Raw genomic sequence first — 19,645 nt, forward strand, 5'->3', positions numbered from 1 at the left:
CTCCGCTTCTGTCGGTTGCCCATTTAGGAGCGGAGGGGATTCCCGAAAATTCCGGGGCCGGTGCCGAAGCCCTCAACCGTGTCGGCAAGTCGAATGCCGGTCAGTGCGTTGCCCTTCGCCACGCGCTTGCGGGTAGCGCCGCGCTCCTCCATGGCAGCGAAGAACGTCCGGCGCGTCCAACGCTCCTTGCCCGGAAGGTTTTCCGCCTCACACCAGTCGAGATAGGCGTTGAACGCGTCCGCTCCGAGCATGGTCGAGTTGGGGTCCTTTATCAGAACAGCGGGCATACTCGGATCGTCGGAGTAGAAGCCGGCGAGCGCGTCGGACGTGGCGCGGTACTCTTTCGTTGCCGACGTGATGGATTCCGGATCGCCCAATCCGGCGCGGTACCACTCGACAGCACCGCGCACAGCCCACGCGACGATTCCGGCACTCTCCGCGAGGAGCTTCCGATCAAGGTCGTAGTCCCGCTCGGAGGGAGCGAAATAGCGCGTGAACGGAATCAGCTTGACGCGTCGCCACAAACCCTCATCAGCGCCACGGAAGCGCGGCTTGTGGTTCGTGGCAAGCATGATCAGGAACGTGGGCGCGAACGTGAAGAACTCCTGCCGCAGGAACCGGGCCGTGACTTTGTCCTTACCGGTGACCCGCTTGAGTACCGCTTCGCTCATGGCCTTGCCGGATTCACCCTCAGAAGCCATGACCAGACGTGCGCCGCGAAGTGCCGCAATGTCGTTCGGGATTCCGCCGCTGCCCTTGTCCTCAAAGGTTGCGAACGGCGTGGTCTTCGTGACCGCACCAAATATCGTGGTCAGCGTGTCCGTGAACACGCTCTTACCGTTGGCGCCCTTTCCGTACAGCACCGCAAAGCACTGTTCGGACGTGTTGCCGGTGATGCCGTAGCCGGTGAGGCGCTGCATGTAACCGACAAGGTCAGGGTTTCCGGGGAAGATTTCCGTAAGGAACGACTCCCAGCGCGGGCACGCTGCCGACGCGTCGTAATCCAGCGGCAGCGACACAGTCAGCATGTCGTACTTGTCGTGCGGACGGAGCTGCCCGGTGCGAAGGTCCACAACGCCGTTGCGGAAGCTAAGGAGTTGAGGGCGCGCGTCGAACGCTTCTGCGTCCACGTACACACTCGGCACGCTGCGAAGTTCAGTCATCAGCGCGTCAATGCGTGTCGTCATTGTGAAGCCCCGCGCTTCCTTCGCGTTGCCGGACAGCACAAGGGCCGCACCCATGCGGTGAATCTCCTGACGCACCTTCTGCTCAGAGCGCTCCCATACCACGCCGTTCCACACGTGGAATCCCAATCCGGGGGCGAACTTGATCCGGCCATCGGACCACGCCACAAGCGCATGCGCGTTCATCGCGTCGGAATCGCCGTATGTGGTGACCAACTCCGCGAGGATGTTGGCAGCGTCGCGGCCCTGGTCATCGGACACGGTTACGGCACCCGTGCGCTGAACAACTTCTGCCTTACGGTGGGCCGCTTCTGCAACGGCTCGATCCTGTACCGGGCGCGCGTTCTTCACGCTCGTGTGGAAGTCACGCGCGAACTCTGCGGGGTTGTGCGCGCGCCAATCCGTGATATCTGCTTTGGCGCCCAGCGTTACCGGAATAGGCAGCGCGTAGACCTCAATGCCGTACGGCTTGAGTCCTTCGGCAAGGGCGAGATTGAAACGCTGACCGGCGGGGTCGTTGTCTCCGGCGGCAATGACTTGCTTGCCCTTGAGCCCTTCGGCAAGTTCGGCAAGTAGGTCAGGGCTGCCGGCAAGTGAGGCGCCCCGGATGCATACCGCGTCGTACCCCACAGCAACCGCTGTAAGCCCGTCTCCGGGCCCCTCAGAGACGATGACAGCCCCGTACCCACCCTGACCCCGGAAGACCCCGTACGGCGCCCACCGCTGCCCCTCAGGGTTGCTCAGGCTCAGCCAACGACCGGGGCACTTGCCAGACAGGTCCCGACCTTGCAGCCCACGTGCCACACCACGGAAGTCGTTGAGCGGAACCGTGAGGCGCGGGTACTGGCGGAAGGAACGCGACCGGTAGGTGCACTCACGTCCGTGAGCGTCAACGTAGTCAAGCCCCGGCATCCGGCCATCGTCAAAGCCGAGCATGAGTTCTGACGCTGCCTCAGCGGACAAGCCGAAGCGGGACTCTACGTAATCACGGGCTTCGCCGGCCCCCGAGTCAGACCAGTTGCCGAAGCGTGCCGACGTGGCATCCACGTACATGGCCAACTGAGTGACGAGGGTGGAGCCGACAAGCGCCGGCTTCTCCTTCGGCACCGTCTGCCCTTCGCCAATCGCGTCGAACAGGTCGGCCCAGTTGAGGCGGGCAGCAACGCGTACAGCATCGGTCTTACAGCCGGCGCGACACGTGAGCCGAACCTTGTTGTCATCCCCCCGCCAAATGCGCAGCGACGGACGGGAGTCAGCGTGCGCGGGGCAGACGGCAAGATAGCCCCCGTCCGCCTCTTCGGACACGTCACGGAACCGGGCAAGTATGTCTTGGAAGTGCATGGAATCCCCTTCGCTCAGTTGCTGCCATGCCTTGAGCGGAGGGGATTCCCACGGGGTCTAGAACGTGCGCGACCACTCTTCCAACGTCTTCGCGCCCTTGCTCAAGTTGCAGCGCGCACACGCCGGCAACATGTTGGATTCCTTGTCGGCACCCCCCTTGCTGAGCGGGTGCACATGGTCAAGGTGCGTTGCTCGCGCATCGCAGTACGCGCACCGGTAGCCCCAACGGCGCATGATGTCTGTCCGGCTGTACGGAACGTGCTCAACCCCGTACGCCTCAGCGCGCTTCTTATGGGTCAACTCATGACGCTTGTCGGGCGGCAACCGGCGGTAGAAATTCTTGATGTGCGCCTTCTGGCGACGCTTGCGACAAGCCGCACACGGGCACTTCGGATCATGCGTCACGGCGTATCCACCTGACATCAGCGCCACGGTGAACAGCGCTCAGGATTGCGTCCGTGTACCGCGCGCTATCCGGCCGGGCAGCCCATCCGCTACGCAGGAATATGGAATCTCCCGCACCCATACGCCTAAGGTCCCCCAAGGGTGGCGCTGTGTCCTTGCTGATCAGTACCGAAGCCATTTGTTCCCCTCCTAACCGACTCACGGTGAGTCGGCTGAAACAGAGAAAGGGCCGGACAGTCTCCGTGTTGGAAACCGTCCGGCCCTAGCTCAGTGGTCTTCTCGTTGCTCGCCGGTTACGTTGCTGCGCAGTAGGCGTACATGCTCCGGGCTGATCCACTCCGTCCGCAGCGTCTTGCGCTCACCCAGTCCGTAGCCGGAATCGACCCCGGTCGGCTGTACCTTGAGCATTGGGGTGAGCCGGCCGCCAACCATCACGGCCTTTGGCTTCTCGGCAATGATTGCGTCGGACGCGCGCACCCGGTTGCCGCATCGTGTCGAGTAGGTGATCAGATCACCCCGGTACAGGGGCTCACCCGCGTAGTCGACTACGGTTCCGCGCTTACCCATACTCCGGATCACCTATTTCGTCGTACACGCCGAACCGAACGCGGCGCTCATGAATCACAGCGGGTCGGGCGACGGGCGGGTATTCCCACAACGGCGCGCGCACCTTTGCATTCGACGCATCGCGTAGAATTTCCGCCCAAGTAACAACGGCGCCCATTACTCGGCAATCGCATCGTTGTACGACTTCTTGATGTGAATCTCCGGCTTTGTGTAGGACACGGTCTTACCGCGATCCTTGCCCTTCGTCAGCACAAACTCGACGTACTTGAGTTCCAGCTCGGCAAGCACGGAACCGCCGGCGCCAACACGGGCAAGCGCCTCTTCCGACTCATGCAGAATCTTGGCCAGAGTCCAAGAACCAGTCTGGAACTTGAAGAGCCCAAGTTCCGGATCATCGGCAAGGGAGAACGTCACCGTGATAGAAGGGTTCGGCCCCATGTAATCCTTCGCGCGCTGCTTACGCTCAGCAAAAAGCGCGGGGCAACCGCACGGCGTACCAATGTTGTCTTCGTCCGGGTGCGACAGGAAACGGGCGCCGGTGCAGTGATGCACAAGCTTGCCGTTAATCCACTGCTTCATATCCGACTCGATCCCGTCCGGATCGATAATCACGGGAATCTTCGTAGCGTTCGTGAAAACGTCAATGAAGTTCTCGGACGTGCTCTCTTCGTTCTCCACCGGAGTACCGCCGAAAAGCTGCGCCACAGCGTCGCCAACGGTCCGTTCGCCAGTCGAGAAACGCCACTCGGTCAGCGCCACCGGCTGAGGCTTCTTCGGGTTGGTCTCGTCCATGTAGCCGGAGTGCAGCCGGCCAACGGTGTCGTCGGAATAGGTAACTCGCGGTTCCGGCTTGTTCTCCGGATCAGTCACCCAAATGTCAAGCGCCATGCGTACTCCCCAGGAATAGGAGGAGCGAACGGGAAGGGCGCTTCGCGTGGCATGTCTCATCCGGCCGAAGCCTTCTTCTCGCTGCCACGTGGGGCCAGCTTCCCGTCCGCTCCGTTGTGTCTCACTGGGGCTAGAGCGGAGGGGATTCCCGCCCTACGGGCATGCAAAAACCCCCGACCGCCTCAGGTGAGGTAGTCGGGGGTTGGGTACTACTTACCGCAGTTGGGGCACAGCCCGGAACGGTAGGGATTACAGAGACAGTTGGCCACAGTCACATCCGCTCTTCGTGAGCCGTAAACACGCGATTCAGCGCCACGTGCACGCGCTCAAGCATTTCGTACTGCGGAAGGTTGAGGCACTCCAACTCTTCAAGGAGCTGTGCCGTTTCGTCCAATGTCAGGTACAGGCAGAAGGGCTGCTGTGTCCGCTTGTGGTACGCGCGCATGTCAAGCCCTTCGCTGAGTACCGGTAACAATCTTGCCGCCGGCAGCCTTCGCAATGGGCTTACCGATCACACGCCGCGAAAGGTCACGATCCCAATCGAACGTCCCGCGCAGACGAAGGAACTCCTCAAACACGTCGTCGTCCGTGACGACCGGCTTGAAAGACCAAGTCTCATCCGTGATGTGCAGTACGAACGCGCCATCAAACTCCGGCATGGGCTCACGCTTACCCTCAGGGTCAATGATGAAATCGGCGCGCTGATAGGCGGCAAGCTGTAGAGCAACGTCCGGGTACGTGGCCTTGCTGGTCTTCCAGTCAGCCATCACGAGATATCGGGTACCGGAACGATCCGGGGTCGGGTTGCCCTTCTCGTCAAGCCACACGTACAGAATCACGTCAAAACTGCCGGCGTACCCGTACGTGTCGGACCAAGCCACATCCTCAGCGCGCACAAGCTCGGGGTTCACGGCCTCCATGAACTCACGGAAGTGTCGCAGATACGGCGCAAGGTCAGCGCGCACACTGTAGACCTCTTCGCCGCGAATCAGGCGCTCAAAAATGTCGTGAGCCTCGCTGCCGATATCGGCGCGGATCTTCGTGTACCGGCGGGCAGCGCCCTTGAGATACTGAACAGCGCCCTCACGGTCCCGCTCCGCCATGCTGGAAATGAAGTCGATTGAGTCGACGGCAAGTTCAGCGGTCATGCGGGCATTCCAAGGGCTAAGGAAATTCTGCTTGGGGAGCATCCCGATAATGCTGGTCACCCCAGGGTGCGCAAGGTCCCGAATTTCGGGATGCAGGTAGAAGCGGCTACCGCCGCGATAGATGGTGCGAATCTTGGGCATGGTGGGTTTCCCCTCCGGCTAGTAAGTGGTTCACGTCTACTAGCGCGGAGGGGCTTCCCACCGGGGCAATGCAGAAGTGCAGCTTTGTACGCTGACTCTGTTTTCTCTTAGGGTTTCCTATAGCAATACAGAAGAGGCTTACAAACCTGCACTACTGCACTAGCCGCTGTACGGCCGTCTGCGGGCATGGCACAGCCCCGCCGGTACATGGAGACCCAACGGGGCTGTGAGGCGCTTAGACGGGCACCTAGGGGTTACGGCTCATTCATTGCGGTCGCGCAGGATGTACCAGCAGTCAGGGCAGTTAGGCGGCCCGTCTGTTACCTCAGTGATGGGGACCTCACACACCACCTGCCCGCCGCTGATCGAGTGCGTGTACGCGTCTCCGCTGGTCTTGCAGTAGCCGAACAGAACAGACGGCTCCGGAGCGCTTGCAGCCGCGCCGGTGTCCACCTGAGCGAAGTCCCGCTTGATCGAACCCTGTACTACGGCGTACGCGCACTCCTCACACGTCGGCATGTCGTTGCCACCCAACGGGAAGGTCACAGACTGCCCGCACAGCGTGACCGTAGCCGGCTTCTCCGCCGCGTGAGACTCGCTTCGGTTGCCGGCGGTTTCCACGCGCATCCACCACTGGTCAGTCATGGCTTACGCCCCTTCCTGAGACCGGCGGGCACGGCGCGCGCTGATGCTGTCCATAAGCCGAAGAGCCGACTCGTCATAGGGGGACCGCGTCATAGCCGCTTCGGCTTCACGGTGCTGACACATGGCGTGTCCGTCGCTGCCACACGCCTGACACAGCGAGGAGTGTTGGTCAGTGTCGTCAATCTCGTGCGTGCTCTTGCAGTTCGGGCAGTAGATCATTCCTGCACTCCCTTACGAGAAGAGCCCCGCCCCTTGCTGGAAAGGGCGGGGCTCACTGTGTGTGACCGGACGGTTACTTGGCCTTGAGGGCTGCAACCTGAGTCGCGATGAAGCCGGACAGTGCCTCAAGCTGCGCGAGAAGGGCAGTCTTCTCGTCCGCCTCCAACTTCTTGAACGCGGCCTCATCCGTGGCAGCGCTGAGGAAGTCCCGGCTCTTCGTTACCTTCTCCTTGAGGCGGTCACCCTTCGTCTTCACGACCGGCGCCGGCAGCTCCTTCAGGACCTTCTCGGGAAGCTTCGCCTCAACCGTCTTCACCTGAGCGGCAGCCTTCTCGGCTTCCGCCTCAAGCTCCTTCTTCTTCTCGGCGTCAGTGGCTTCTTCCGCCGCTTCCGTTGCCGCTGCCAGTTCAAGGCGTGCCTTGTTCAGCGCGGCAATCTGCTTGCGCTCCCGCTCAATCTCCGTACGGCCACGCTCCGGCAGCTTCACGCCCTTCGACGCGTACAGCTTGTGGAGCGCCTCAGAGGGAGACAGGGGGGTCGGAACGTCCTCTTCCGCCACGTCCGGATCGTTGGCCATGGCCGTAGCCGTTTCAGCCGACTTCTCGACCATTTCGGCGGCAGCGGGGAACAGCTCCTTGAAGGCGTCGTACGACTCCGGAGTGTCCATGGCACGAACCCAGTCCACGAAGACGTCAGTCATCTTGTTACGGACCGACCGGGCCACACTGTCGTAGGCGGCAACGGCGCGCATGTCGTCGTCGTCAACGCCCTTGCGTACGGCGTTGTAGATTTCGGCCGCCGCGTTCTTCGTGGTCTTCCGGTCGCTCAGAAGGTCAGGCAGACCCGTGTCAGGGTTTGTGATCTTCGAACGCATGTTGATGATGACCGAAGCGACCTCTTCGGCTACACCAGCGGTCTTGACTCCCAGTGCGATACCGGCCGTGAACTTTTCCTTGGCTTCCGCCACAAGATCCGGCACGCCTTCAATCTCATTGAAGTCTTCGGCTTCACGGACAACGACCGTGCCGGACACCGGAGCGGGGGCAGTGTCGCCAGACGGGAGTTCGCCGGCAGCCTTGACGTCCGCACGGAGGGAGACGCGCTTGTCCGCCGGAAGCTGACGGATCAGCGCGTCAGCCTCTTCTGTGAGTTCCGTGATGGCGTTTGCGGTGCTGGGGCCCTGGTGTGCCATGACCTTGATGCGGTCAATGACATCGTGCACGTCGCTGATGAGCTGATCGGTGTCCGGCTTTGCGGGGGCGGGAGCGGCGGGAGCGGTCTTCTTAGCGTCCATGGTCGGCGTCTCCTTCGTGTCGGTTTCGGGCATCATATCAGACGGAGCGTCAGATGACTCACCGTGAGTCGGCTGCATTTCTGCCGCTTCACGTTCTTCTCGCAGCGCGATATACCTGCCGCAAGTTTTGCAATCAACGGGGGCGGCAGTGGTGCGGTACTTCGTTCCGCTATTCGTCATGTCCCCCGTACGGCACAGCGGGAACGGGTGGTCACCGTGGTCCGGCGTAGCCGTGTGAACCTTGCCGCCGCGTACGCTCACAACGTTGATCTTCTCGTTCATTGCCCCGCCCCTTTCGCTGCCCGCCCGTTCTTACGGTGCTGAGCCTAGCGTGCTGATCTTTGGTTTGTCTAGCGACTCACGGTGAGTCGGCTGAAAAGGGCCCCACCTAAGCGGGGCCCCATCCTGCTAACTGTCGAGCGAGTCGTTGAGGGTCTCGACCGGCTCATCCCACCGGAACATTATCGAGAAGCCGTCACCACTGACCCGAGTGGTTCCGCTCATCATGTCGGTAGCCACGGTGCGAACCGCGTACAGCCCCTCTTCCATTACGAGGAGGTTCGTGTAGGTGACGTCCTTTGCGCGCTTGAGCATGTTCCCGCCCCTTCGGTGTCGCCGTTGTTGTTGGCACAACCGTAGCACAGGCGACTCACCGTGAGTCGCCTCTTGCGAAGCAAAAACAAGAAAACCCCCCACCGGCTGTGAGGCCAGTGAGGGGCTGTGTTCATCGTCGGGGGAGTAGCAGGTGGTCAACGATGTTGTTCAGGTCGGCAAGGCTGCCGGTGTTCCCAATGGTCAGCGCAGTGGCGTACGACTCAAGGGCTATCTCGCTCTCGTGTCCCTCGTTGCCGTCTGTGAGGCCGGCGTCAGGCCGTACAACGCGGATGAGCGCGAAGCCCCGGTTGAGTAGCGCCTGAGCTTCGTTCTCGTACCGTACGTCCGTGACGACTACCGGTAGGTTCCACGAGTCGGCAACGTCGACCTTGCTCAGCGCTGCATCGATCCAAAACCCCGCATCCTGCCGGCGAACAGTCTGACCCATGCGCTGTAGCAGGCGACGTACTTCCGGGTACGTGTCCTTCGCGTACTCCCAACCCGTGTCACGCACGAGGGTGGAAAGCCGTACCCAAATTCCGGGTGTGGTCGGAATCAGCGGGTCAAGGTCGAGTGCCATTTCCTTGAGCGGGTCAGCGAACGCGACGCGGGTATAAGCCCACCGTTCGCCCAACCGCTTTGCCACAGTGTCCTTACCGCTCCGTGCCTTGCCGATCAGCCCTACGTGCTTGTAGTAGGCCACGGGTGCCCCCTTCTAGGTGGTGTTGCCTAGAAGGGAGCGGAGGGGATTCCTACAGCCCCAGAAGCATGCTCAGCGCGCCCATGACCGCCGCTCCGGGGAAGTCAGGCCGTATGGCCGTGACGATGGCTACAACACCCGCAGCAACGGCTACAACGGTCTTCTTGTGGGTTCGCGCCCACTCGACTACCGACCAGACACCGGGCTTGCTGTGGTCACCCATGATGGAACCTGCCTTTCGTTGTTGTTTACTTCGGGACCTTGAGCGCGTCCCACGTGGTCTTGCCGGGAGGCCAGGTTGCAGCCGACCCCGTGTAACCGCACTTCCGCTGCCACGCTTCGTACGACGCGACGTCACCCGAACCGATCACGTCAGGGTCGGCACTCGACTTGTACCGGTTGCAGCCGACCGCAATGAGGCGCTTCCGCATGGCCAGTACAACCGGCGACTTACGGCCCTTCGTGAACCAGCCGGCACCCGGGAAGGGCACGTACGAGACAGGGGCAGGTGCGGGCTCAGCCGGCTTCTGGCCGGCCCATGCGGGGTCAGCCGACACAATGCCCTCGGGGAATTCGGGGTAGCCGTAGCCGTACACGTAGGCATCCCGACGCTCGCGCTTCTGGAGATAGACCCCGTTACCCTGGGCGCTACCCCGGTCGTTCGTATTTCCTTCCACCGTGTAGATGTAGTCAGCGTCATACGCGTACACGAGACCGGTGTGAGTGCCGCCACCGGAACCGAAAAAGACCTGAGCGCCAACGGCCGGATACTCCGAGAATCGGCCCTTCCGCTTAAACCACTGGACGCCCGTGTAACACGACGCAGTGCGCGGGAACAGCGCGGAAACCTCAGCGGTCATCGCAACCCATGAAACGAACGTCGCGCACCATGCCTGCCAATCGGACCACTCAAGGCCCGGTACCGCCGGCGAGTACTTTTGCTTGTTGTTCCAACTCCCGTTGGAATACCCCTCTCGGTATCCCTCTTCTGCCTTCGCGATGCTCAGCACGCGCTCAACAGTGGACATGCATACTCCTTTCAAGGGGGAAGCTAGGCGACTCACGGTGAGTCGCCTAGCCACTACTTAAGACCGACCGCGTACGCCACACCCGACCGCGTTACCGACGCCGGCGTAATCGTTCCGGGCAGCGTCGTCAGCCCAGTGCTGTAAAGGCCAAAGCGGGTTTCAGCAAGGGGAATGCCCATGTTGCCGCCCTGAGCGGACGCACGAGTGAACGCGGGGGGAGTCGTACCGTTCGACAGGATCGCCACCCAATAGTTGCCGGCGGCAAGGTTGGTTACCGGCGACGTGAACGAGACTGTCTTCTCGTCGTTCGTAGCCCACGCGGCAGACTGGTCAGCGCTGATCGCCAAACGCGTACCGCTCATGTTGTAGAGACCTACGAGACTCTGACCGGCCGTCAAGCCGGCACCCGCAGTGTTAACGAACAGCACTACGGACGACACGGTGCGAGGAGAGCGGAGCCGAACGCGTACAAGCTGCATCACGCCGCTTGCCGGCGCAGTACCCGCGTTGGATGTGGCCGGATCAATCGACCATGCCAAGAAACCGTGATCAGCGGGTGACGGCAGCGGACTGGCTGTCAGTTCCGTTTCAAGCCCCGAACTGTCCACCACAGCAAGGCCGTTACCTCGCACACGTGCAGCGCCCCCGGTGGCGTACAGGATCACGCCTGCACTCGGGTGCGCGGTAGGGACCGTGGTCGCGTTCGTGATACCCACAACACCCTTGCCGCCGCCAACGTCGGTAGCGAGCGAGTTGACTTGGATCGCGTCGCCGGCGAAGTACCCGTTCTTGATCGTGGCAAGGTGCCCGCCGGAACTAACCCACGTGGCCGGAGTGCCCGCCCCCGAGTTGGTCCACTGCGAAATATGTGCACCGCCGCTGCCACGTACCGAAACACCCGGAATACCGCTTGTGGCGACCACGTCCACGTTTGCTTGCGGAGTTTCGCCGGCGTTCAAATTCACGCCGATACGCGGAGGCGGGGAATCAGCGTCAATTGCCGCCAACGTGTACTTGCGCGCGCCGCTACTGCCACTCGCAAAACCGTAAAGGAGCTGGAACCGGTGCGGCGAACCAAGCTTCGGTATGTGAATGGCCATACCCTCAGGTTCCCGATAGGTGAGGCCGTAATGCGACGTCACCTTTACACGCTGCACCTGCTTGCCCGTAGTCCAGTTGATTACGGTTATGTACGCGTTATCGGTGTTGGGGCTGCCATCCGCCGTGTAGACGAAATTGCCGAAGATGGTATGGCCCTGAAAAACACCGACCGCCGGCCCCGGAAGAGTCGGGGGACTGGCATTCGCATCTTGAAGGAACGAACCCAGAGGCACCCAACGCTGTGCCACAGCATCATCAAGATCGTAGATTTCGAAACGGCGCCCCGTATCAGACGGATCAGGGTACGTGTACCGAACGGCAATACGCCGGTTGTAGCTGTCAATGAAACAGCTCACACCATGCATGCCCGTGTACGGCGCATACGAAGTTGTCGAATCGCTCTCAACAATCGTGCCCGCAGCAAACTGGATACGCGACAGAGAGCGCGCAAAACCGCTACTGCTTGCATCCCGGTCAATCCAAAGCCACACAAGCCCATCACGGCCGTACTCAACGCCAACGCTGGTTCCATGGCCGGCGCCACGAACGTGCATTGCGCCGAGAAGCGTCCCGGTAAGACTGAGCTGATTGATGCAGATATCGCCACGCTCGTCACGCTCAGCGGCCGAAAGCGGGGCAGGCTCATCCGGGAGTTGGTACGCGTCACCCATTAGCTGAGCCACGTACACAACGCCGTTCACGTAGTCAACAGCCGTAGACTGCGCAACGGTCACATGCGTAAGGGTCTTCTCGTAGAAGAGATCAACCGACCCTTGCGACACGTCCACGCGCGGACTGCCCGTGTAGCGCGAAAGGGCGCCCACATCGGAAGCGCTGAGGACAATGTGCGGAATGCTGATGCCGTTGACCGACGTCACTAGCCCCGGAGGCCCCGGAACCGGAACGTACGTTGGCGTAGAAGGGTCAGCCGGCGCCACGTCAGCAAGGTCAATCGGGCCCGTACCGGCCGGCAGCAGAAGTGCGTACGTACGCACACCGGAAACCCCAGTCAGGTTCTCCTTTACCACATATGACCAGTCTGCCGGATTCATGTTCGGGCTGTCCGTGGCCGGAAGATCAACCCACGGATTACCGGCATCGTCAGAAATTCGGCCAACCAAGTCAAGCTTTGAAACAACCGGGCTTGCGATGAAAAGGTTTGACTCAGCGAACGTCAGCAGACTCGGCCCAGAAAAGGTCACCGACCCGCTCAGAGCGCGGCCATTCGGCGCGCGGTACTGGCCAGTCACCCGCACCGTAGGAATGTCTACCGGCAGTGGTGTGCTCACGCGTTCCCCCCAATCAGCCGGTCAATGTGCTCACGCAACTCACGATTCTCAGCGCGCAGTTCGGCAACTTCCTTGCGAAGGCCCGCGTTCTCATCCCGCAGGGCGCGCACTTCCCGCACAAGGGTTTCAACGTCCAGTGAAAGCCGGTCAGCCTTCGCAGTCTGAGCCTCAGCCTCTTCACGCCACGCGTCGCGCGCCCCAGTCTTAACCTGCCGGTAAACCAGCATGAGAAAGACGACCGTGCCGCCGGCAATTTCAGCAATGCCCACAAGGTTAGGGAGTTCCATTGCTGTACCCCCTATCCGATAACCGGGTCATTGATGTTTCCAGCGTCGCCCCATTCAGAGGTTCCGCCGCTGTAATAAGCCCAACCGTCGGGAGTCGCTTCGGGAATTCGCTCCTCCGGCAGGCCAACGCAGTAGTGCATATTGCTGACGCCGTATGCACCGTTCCACGCGTTATCGCGGTCGGCTATATCAGCCCATCCCGACGCAGGAACACCGTTGCCAGCATCCGGTTTGAGCGCCGGCACCCAATTGCCATTTCCGTCAGTCATCAGCGCTTCCGGCCAATCGGCAGCCTGATCTGACATCTTCACGAAACCGAACATCTGAGACACCGCCGGAACGTCGGGGGTCTGGTCCGTCACGTACCGGTGCTGTAGCTCAATCGTGTACGTGGACGTGCCATCCTCGTAATCCCAACCAAAGGGGATTCCGTGAACCCAACGGAGAATGCCCTTGCCGACAATCGCGGTAGCTGCACCGTGAATTACGAATGAGCGGGACGCGCTCACGCATTCCTTCTGACCGGTTCCGAAGTGCCGGAACGCAGCGAGCCGAAGTTCACCCTCCGACCTGTCCACGATGAAACGGTCGGTAATGAACTTGCACTCAATTCGGTCGTACACAAGCCCGGTCACGTTGGCGATACCGCACGACGACCAGAAGTTGCCGGCAACTCTCCCGCGTTCGATCGCTGCCCACTCCGTAGTTGGGTACCGGTCGAACTTCGCGAGAACGTCAGGCTTGCGCTCCACAGCAGAGAGGCGACGCTTCAGTTCGTTCAGCTCATTTACAAGCGAAGGCTGTAGCGCATTGGCGTTAGTCGGCACTAGTGAACAGCTCCTTATTGGCTAGAGCGAGCGTCGTAATCTCCGTGCCATTCGCGTCCACGCTCGTCCGCCGCTCCGTGATCACGAAGTCATCCAGCAACGCCACATAGCCGCAGTCCACCTGAACGGGGCCACTGTCCCCCGGTATGAAGGTGGTCGGATCAAAGACGTTCGGGTACAGGGTCAGAGCGGGAATGGCCACCGGCTCACGGCCGGCGCTGATGATGGCTGCCGACTTGTTGAGAAGCGTCTCTGTGTGCTTCACGTCGCTGAACGACGCAACGACATGCTTGGTAGCCATGCGGGTTGCAAGATCAAGGTTGTCCGTGATCCCGACAAGCTTTGTGCCGTTGCCGTTGTCTGCACCGACCGCATAAGCCCGCGTAGCCATAGACGCACTGTCGTAGCTGACCTGAGTCACATCACAGTTCGTCCCATGTACTAGAGCGGAGGGGATTACCGCTCCGCCACGCGGAGACATGACAAGTCGGTGCCCGTGAAACCCGCCACCGGTATACGGCACGTACCGGAAGTTGAACCCGCCATCGTCTTCGGCAAGCTCCTGTATCGCCTCAGCGACGTTCTTAAGCTCGAACTGAGTCCACGTACGGAACCGTTCCCGACCGGTATTGGCGAGCGCGCTGACGTCCGTCCCAACGCCGTTGTCAGCGTTACACGCGTTGATCCAATCCTTGATCAGGGCAGTCTGATCGCCACGGCGCGTGTACCCGTCATGCAGCACCCGCCCCTTGTAGTACGAGTGGAACCCCGCAGCGTTCAGCGTGAGAGTTCCCGCAGCAAGATCAGCGGCCATCGTCCACACGATCCCGCCCCATGCGGGAACCCCGTTACGCTCAATGATCAGCCCGGAAATCCCGGGTATCAGGCTTTCTGGGTCGGCTTCTGGGCAGGTGAGGGGAATGCCGACAGAAGCGGAACCGTCCCCGTTCAGCGTTTCCGCGTAGACGATTCCAGTAACCGGCAACTCACGCACGAATGCGCCGTCACGCGCGCTGATCTGAATCACTCGATATCGTGCAGCGCTCATCAGACCCACCTGTCTCGGAATTCGATCAGTGCCGTAGATGGGGCGGTTGTGGTTTCGCTGTAGAGCGCTAGCCGGTGAGCACCAAAGCCCCACTCCGGCCACGTAGACCCGGGAGTAATCGCACCCGGCATGCCTTCACCCGGAGCGGACAGAACCTCTTGCTTCACCGAATCGATAATGACCGTGGGGCCCGTGTAGACCACTCCGAAGTATTGGCCGGTAATCTCGTCCGTCAGCCTCACGTTCTTCACGTTGGAAATCGTGATGAGCGGCAGCACCGGCACGTTTGAGTCAACGGCAAAGTTCAGCTTGGGGCTGGTGCCCGAAAATGGCGACGCAAGCGTTGGCAGCGTAGTCAGGTCGTCAGCTTCCATGTACGGCGAAGTTGCGTACAACTCAACCATCACGTTGCAAACCATGTTCGCGAAATTGAGATCAAGGGGCGCACTACGCTTTCGGGGGCGCACCATCACGAAGGCCGTACGGTCCGCTGTAGCGCCCGGAAACCGGAACGTCAAAGGCTTCTCAGCCTCAGCCGGCAGAAAGGCTGCCTGAACGGCGTTCAGGGCCGCCGTGAACTCCTCACGCGAGGAGCCGTAAACCTCAAGGGTCAGCGTCACAGTACGGCCGTTCATGTAGTCGTCACCCGCGTAAAGGCCGTGACGCTGCACAAGTGTCAGATCCGAAGACCGAACATCGGGCAGCGTCAGTAGCCCGTCCACAGCAACAATCGAAATGGCGGAGTCAGGTTCCCCCATGACCAACCCATTGAATGAGCAAGTCCAGTCAGCCAACTCCGCCATTTCAACCCCCCTCTAACCGACTCACCGTGAGTCGGCTGACTACATGGGCGACGTACGGAGCGCCCAAGCAACTTCGCGCCCAATGGCGAACGGATCAGCGTTCGACTGGACGTTAACCACGATCCCCCCGCCGGCTACGGTGGCGTGATTCGGGATGACCGTTGACCCCTTCGGCAGGTTGACCCACTCGGGGCCGCGCTCACCAAGGAGGGTGAGACCAGCGGCAGAGCCACCCATTGCGCGGATGCGCGGAATCGGGTTGTCGGGAATGTCAATCGACAGGGGACCCATTCCGAGCGAGTTCGGAATTGCCCAGTTGAGAAGATCGACCACACTGTTAATGGCGCTCTTCGTCGCTCCCGATACGGCGTCAGCAAGCGAAGAGGCAAAGCCGCTCAGCTTGGAAAGGCCATTTGAGATTCCGTCAATGACGTACCCGCCGATGCTCCGGCCAACATTCAGCAAGGAGCTAGCTGCCGACAGAAGGCGCCCCGGAAGTCCCGTTATGAAACCGACCACTTGATCAAGCGCGGTCTTCGCGAGATTGCGCACCCAATCGAATGCCGTTCGTGTGGCGCTCACGATGGTGTCCCAATGCTTGATAATCAAGCCGGGGCCCGTGAAATTCAGGAACAGATCAACCAGGAACCCAAACACGGCCTTGACGGCTTCCCACACCCAATTGAATGCGGCAAGGGTCCACGCTTTGATCTTTTCCCAATTGTCGTAAATGATGTAGGCGAGACCGACAATCGCAGCGATCAGCAACGCAATCGGACCCATTGCGATAAGCCATGCAGCGGCCATGCGTGCAGCCTGCAACATCGCTTGCGCACCCATCATGATCCAACCGCCAACGATCGTCGCCGCTGAAACAACAGCTTGCCCGGCAGCCTTGAGCCATCCGCCAACAACAGCCCAATGCGAGAGCACCTGACTTGCTGCACTCGTTGTTGCTGTAGTGGTGGACGTGATCCATGCCGTGACGTTGGCGATTGCCGACGTTGTGGCAGTAACACCCCACGCGACCATTGCCGGCAGAAGAATCACGCCAATGATGGAACCAAGAACGGTAAGCGGGGTTTGGAAGCGAACCACGAACGCGGCGACCTCATCAAACCGTCGACCAATCCACGAAAGCTTGTCGTTCAGCGTGTCGAGTGCCGGAACAACCTTGCTGCCCAGAAATTCGACGACGCCCTGAGTCAGGCCACGCGTGAACTCCTTGAGCTTCGTTGAAGCGTTATCGTGCATGGTGTCGCCGGCTGCTTTAGCGGCCCCGTCCACCTTGCCTAGCCCCTCAACCGCAGTGTCGACGTCCAGCGCGTAGAGCGCGTCACCCATGTCTTCTGCCTGAGTGCCAAACAGGTTGACGGCAGCGGCAGAGCGCTCCGCCGGATCCTTGATGGCGCGCAGCTTGTCCAGCGTCAGACCGAGTGCCTGTTCTGCTGATGGGCCGCCCTTGGCAATCTTGTCCGCCATGTCATCGGCGCTCAGACCAATTGCCTTAAAGCCGTCCACGGTTGTCTTGCTGCCATCAATGGCGCGAATGCTGAATTCCTTGAAGGTGTCAGCGACAATGTCAGCGTCACGCGCGCCACCCTGTAGACCCTGCTGAATCAGACCCATTGCCGTCTGCCCATCAAGGCCAAGCTTTCGGAACTGCGTCGAATACTCGTTGAACGTGTCAAGCAAGTCTTCTGACTTGTTGGCGCCGTTCTGTGCACCTACAACGAGAATGTCGAATGCCTCTTGCGCGTTCTTCGCCATTCCGGTTTTCAGCATCTGACCAACAGCATTCGCGGTCGGCCCAACTTCCTCGCCCAGAACCGTAGACACCGAAAGTGCCTGCTTGCTGATCTTCGACATTTCGTCGGCAGTAGCACCGGCGGGAACAAGACCCTGTTGCCAAAGGCTCTTAAGTGCTGCGTTGGCCTCTTCGATACTCTCGCCGTAACCGGACGAGTAAACCTGACCGGCAGCCTTGCCCAGTTTCTTTGCCTCTTCCGGCGACGCGCCCAACTGAGCGGCCAACACATCCGTCTGTGCACCCTGGTTGATAGCTTCCGCAAGGCCGGCCCCAATACCAACGGCTATCGCTCCGCCGGCTGCAAGAGCAAGCCCCTTGGCTATCTCCCCGAACCGGCTGATCTCCTGCCCCGCCTCATCCAGCGTCTGGGAGAGCTGATCCGCATCCCCGAGAAGCGTGATCTTAATTGGCTCAGCCACGGCGTACCCCCTACGTCATTACGGGAGTACGACGCTCCCCATTGCCGGCCGGTCGGCCCACCCTTCGCCCAGAACCAGCGCGCTTCTGCTCAGCCTCTTGTGCCTCAAGATCCGAAATCATTTGGTCAACCAACGCGTTGAAATCCCGCAATTCAAGGGACCGCACATCACGCCACGTCATGCCCCGAAAGTGGCCAACGAGACGCGCGCACGTAATTACGCGTTGGTCGCGAGAGGGTTTGCCGTTGCTGCCTTAAGCTCAATGCGAAGATTGCCCGCATCCTCAATCGTGAACTCGGGGTTATCCCGCCGCTTGATCACGTACGCCATGGCCTTAAGGAGCTTTGCCTTCTTAGCCCCCGGCTTTGCCAGACCGTCAAGAGGCCCGTCAATGATGTCCTCAATAGCCTCAATCTCATTGAGGGTCAGCGAGTCAATAGACAGGGAAAGAACGTCACTCGGTACAGCGGTCACGGGGCACTCTCCAAATGGTCACGGACGACACCGGCAATACGGCGTTCGTATGTCGCTGCCACAACGTCACTCTTGCGAGCCATGGCGCGGAAAAGGAAACGATTCGGGTTAATGTTCCGCTTGCGGTACCCGAAGTGAATGGCGGCAGCGTAGGGAACACGCGACGCGCTACCGGCCTTGATTACTGCTGACTTCGCGGAAGCCTGAACCTTGATGCTCTTATCGAGCTTCCCCGGACGGTAAACCTTGGACGATTTCGCATCCCGCTTACCGTCCGGGGATTCCTTGATCGCCTGAGGCATGAGCACTTCGGCTGATGCCTTATTCGCAGCGCGTACCGCGTTGTTCAGTTCGCGTCTACGTAGCGCCCGGACGTTCCGCTGAAACTCCCGAAGTCCTTCGACCTGAATTGTGTACGCGGAATTCTGAGCCACTACGCCGCCCCCTTAGGCCGGATCATCCTCCTTGTACGTGACCTTGATGGCCGGCGTACCGTCCCCCGGATCAAGCACACGGAACGGGAGGTTATGCGTCGTCAGTTCATCAGTGGCAGCCTCAGGAGACTCGCCGGTGAACTGGATTGCCGGGCATTCCACCTTGAGGGACGTACCAGGAACCACGCCGACAAAATCGACGGTGAGCGAGCACGTCTGACCGGCAACAAAAGCGTCGTACAGGCCCAGCGAATCAGCGCTGAACTCACCCTCAAGGGTGCCCTCATAGGTGGGAATCGCGTTGCGTACCGGCTTCTTCTTAAGCTGATTCGCGCGCAGAAAACGCCGGTCAACCTTCATGCCAAGATCGCCGGTAAGCTCAAGCTTCGTCACATCCAGCGGGACAGTAACCCCGCCACGCTTGAGCGTCATGCTCGTACGCGTCCAGTCGTAGGCATACGCCTCAACCGGGTATTCCGGCGCGACAATCTGCCCCGGATCGCTGGTGTGGCTGACGTCCTGAAAGTCAAACGTGACAGACAGGTTCACCGCGTTCTCAACTTCGGCGGTCAGGCTCCACTCGGTAGCGACACACCCAACGTGCTTGTACGCCACGCGGGTACCGTCAACCGTAGGGCGCACCATCTGCGCGGAGAATGACGGGGCTGCCGACGTTGCCGACGTTTCGAACACGTGGGTTCGGAAACCGGTCGCTGTGGTTACCGTCTCCTTGTCGAATGCCGACGCAAACAGAGAGCCGGCCCCAGCGTCCAGAACATCAACGCTCAGTTCACCTTCGCCACCCATATTGACGATGCGCCGGCGGTCAGCGCGTGCCGTCTGCATTCCAGCGCGAAAGCCGACCGATTCGATGAACTCACGCTCAGTCTTCCAACTGTCCGCCTGACCCTCGTACCCCTCAACATCGGCAGACAGAGTGCCGTACGTAGTCTCGCGGCCGATACCAATACTTGCGTCAAGCGCCATGCTTGCGCCCCC

20 protein-coding genes are annotated in these 19,645 nt (G+C 60.7%); all 20 read right to left on the reverse strand.

The features are described 5' to 3' along the window. Positions 1 to 23: 23 nt before the first annotated feature. The 20 genes from ACFV9H_RS09030 to ACFV9H_RS09125 all read right to left on the reverse strand — a co-directional run bounded on the left by ACFV9H_RS09030 (position 24) and on the right by ACFV9H_RS09125 (position 19,633). Complete coding sequence (locus ACFV9H_RS09030) at positions 24 to 2,525, reverse strand: phage/plasmid primase, P4 family (RefSeq protein WP_385395403.1); 2,502 nt, start codon at positions 2,523 to 2,525, stop codon at positions 24 to 26. A 57-nt stretch (positions 2,526 to 2,582) separates the two neighbouring features. Continuing rightward, on the reverse strand, positions 2,583 to 2,948 hold the full coding sequence (locus ACFV9H_RS09035; RefSeq protein ID WP_385395406.1) for an HNH endonuclease: 366 nt from the start codon (positions 2,946 to 2,948) through the stop codon (positions 2,583 to 2,585). A 249-nt stretch (positions 2,949 to 3,197) separates the two neighbouring features. Beyond that, positions 3,198 to 3,497, reverse strand: a complete 300-nt coding sequence (locus ACFV9H_RS09040; protein ID WP_385395409.1) for a hypothetical protein — start codon at positions 3,495 to 3,497, stop codon at positions 3,198 to 3,200. A 156-nt stretch (positions 3,498 to 3,653) separates the two neighbouring features. After that, on the reverse strand, positions 3,654 to 4,385 hold the full coding sequence (locus tag ACFV9H_RS09045) for a hypothetical protein (RefSeq protein WP_385395411.1): 732 nt from the start codon (positions 4,383 to 4,385) through the stop codon (positions 3,654 to 3,656). Positions 4,386 to 4,656: 271 nt separating this feature from the next. Beyond that, entirely contained in the window at positions 4,657 to 4,830 is a 174-nt protein-coding gene (locus ACFV9H_RS09050; protein ID WP_385395414.1) for a hypothetical protein, read from the reverse strand. Position 4,831: 1 nt separating this feature from the next. After that, positions 4,832 to 5,674 carry a hypothetical protein gene (locus tag ACFV9H_RS09055; protein WP_385395417.1) on the reverse strand — a complete coding sequence of 281 codons (843 nt, stop codon included), beginning with the start codon at positions 5,672 to 5,674 and terminating at the stop codon, positions 4,832 to 4,834. Positions 5,675 to 5,935: 261 nt separating this feature from the next. Continuing rightward, a complete protein-coding gene (locus tag ACFV9H_RS09060) occupies positions 5,936 to 6,319 on the reverse strand; it encodes a hypothetical protein (RefSeq protein WP_385395420.1) in 384 nt (127 codons plus the stop codon). Positions 6,320 to 6,611: 292 nt separating this feature from the next. After that, the gene (locus ACFV9H_RS09065) at positions 6,612 to 8,114 is read right to left on the reverse strand and encodes a hypothetical protein (RefSeq protein ID WP_385395423.1); all 1,503 of its coding nucleotides are present in this window, start codon (positions 8,112 to 8,114) and stop codon (positions 6,612 to 6,614) included. A gap of 126 nt (positions 8,115 to 8,240) precedes the next feature. Beyond that, positions 8,241 to 8,426 (reverse strand): hypothetical protein, encoded by a 186-nt coding sequence (locus tag ACFV9H_RS09070; RefSeq protein ID WP_385395425.1) that lies wholly within the window; start codon positions 8,424 to 8,426, stop codon positions 8,241 to 8,243. A gap of 130 nt (positions 8,427 to 8,556) precedes the next feature. After that, positions 8,557 to 9,129 (reverse strand): hypothetical protein, encoded by a 573-nt coding sequence (locus ACFV9H_RS09075; RefSeq protein ID WP_385395428.1) that lies wholly within the window; start codon positions 9,127 to 9,129, stop codon positions 8,557 to 8,559. Between the two features lie 245 nt (positions 9,130 to 9,374). Next, positions 9,375 to 10,154 carry a peptidoglycan-binding protein gene (locus ACFV9H_RS09080; protein ID WP_385395430.1) on the reverse strand — a complete coding sequence of 260 codons (780 nt, stop codon included), beginning with the start codon at positions 10,152 to 10,154 and terminating at the stop codon, positions 9,375 to 9,377. A 53-nt stretch (positions 10,155 to 10,207) separates the two neighbouring features. After that, entirely contained in the window at positions 10,208 to 12,544 is a 2,337-nt protein-coding gene (locus tag ACFV9H_RS09085; protein WP_385395433.1) for a hypothetical protein, read from the reverse strand. Beyond that, positions 12,541 to 12,831 carry a hypothetical protein gene (locus tag ACFV9H_RS09090; protein WP_385395436.1) on the reverse strand — a complete coding sequence of 97 codons (291 nt, stop codon included), beginning with the start codon at positions 12,829 to 12,831 and terminating at the stop codon, positions 12,541 to 12,543. Before ACFV9H_RS09090 ends, ACFV9H_RS09085 begins: the two co-directional genes overlap by 4 nt. A gap of 11 nt (positions 12,832 to 12,842) precedes the next feature. Next, complete coding sequence (locus ACFV9H_RS09095) at positions 12,843 to 13,658, reverse strand: hypothetical protein (protein WP_385395438.1); 816 nt, start codon at positions 13,656 to 13,658, stop codon at positions 12,843 to 12,845. Continuing rightward, a complete protein-coding gene (locus ACFV9H_RS09100) occupies positions 13,648 to 14,706 on the reverse strand; it encodes a hypothetical protein (RefSeq protein ID WP_385395441.1) in 1,059 nt (352 codons plus the stop codon). The genes ACFV9H_RS09095 and ACFV9H_RS09100 overlap by 11 nt, the downstream gene beginning before the upstream one ends. After that, positions 14,706 to 15,509 (reverse strand): hypothetical protein, encoded by an 804-nt coding sequence (locus ACFV9H_RS09105; protein WP_385395445.1) that lies wholly within the window; start codon positions 15,507 to 15,509, stop codon positions 14,706 to 14,708. The genes ACFV9H_RS09100 and ACFV9H_RS09105 overlap by 1 nt, the downstream gene beginning before the upstream one ends. 39 nt (positions 15,510 to 15,548) lie before the next feature. Beyond that, complete coding sequence (locus ACFV9H_RS09110; RefSeq protein WP_385395448.1) at positions 15,549 to 17,738, reverse strand: phage tail tape measure protein; 2,190 nt, start codon at positions 17,736 to 17,738, stop codon at positions 15,549 to 15,551. A gap of 216 nt (positions 17,739 to 17,954) precedes the next feature. Then, the gene (locus ACFV9H_RS09115; RefSeq protein ID WP_385395451.1) at positions 17,955 to 18,212 is read right to left on the reverse strand and encodes a hypothetical protein; all 258 of its coding nucleotides are present in this window, start codon (positions 18,210 to 18,212) and stop codon (positions 17,955 to 17,957) included. After that, complete coding sequence (locus tag ACFV9H_RS09120) at positions 18,209 to 18,646, reverse strand: hypothetical protein (RefSeq protein WP_385395454.1); 438 nt, start codon at positions 18,644 to 18,646, stop codon at positions 18,209 to 18,211. Before ACFV9H_RS09120 ends, ACFV9H_RS09115 begins: the two co-directional genes overlap by 4 nt. Before the next feature lie 12 nt (positions 18,647 to 18,658). After that, the gene (locus ACFV9H_RS09125; protein ID WP_385395457.1) at positions 18,659 to 19,633 is read right to left on the reverse strand and encodes a phage tail tube protein; all 975 of its coding nucleotides are present in this window, start codon (positions 19,631 to 19,633) and stop codon (positions 18,659 to 18,661) included. Positions 19,634 to 19,645: the final 12 nt, after the last annotated feature.

The sequence above is a fragment of the Streptomyces sp. NPDC059874 genome (genome assembly GCF_042731135.1).
In the GTDB taxonomy this organism is placed as follows: Bacteria; Actinomycetota; Actinomycetes; order Streptomycetales; family Streptomycetaceae; genus Streptomyces.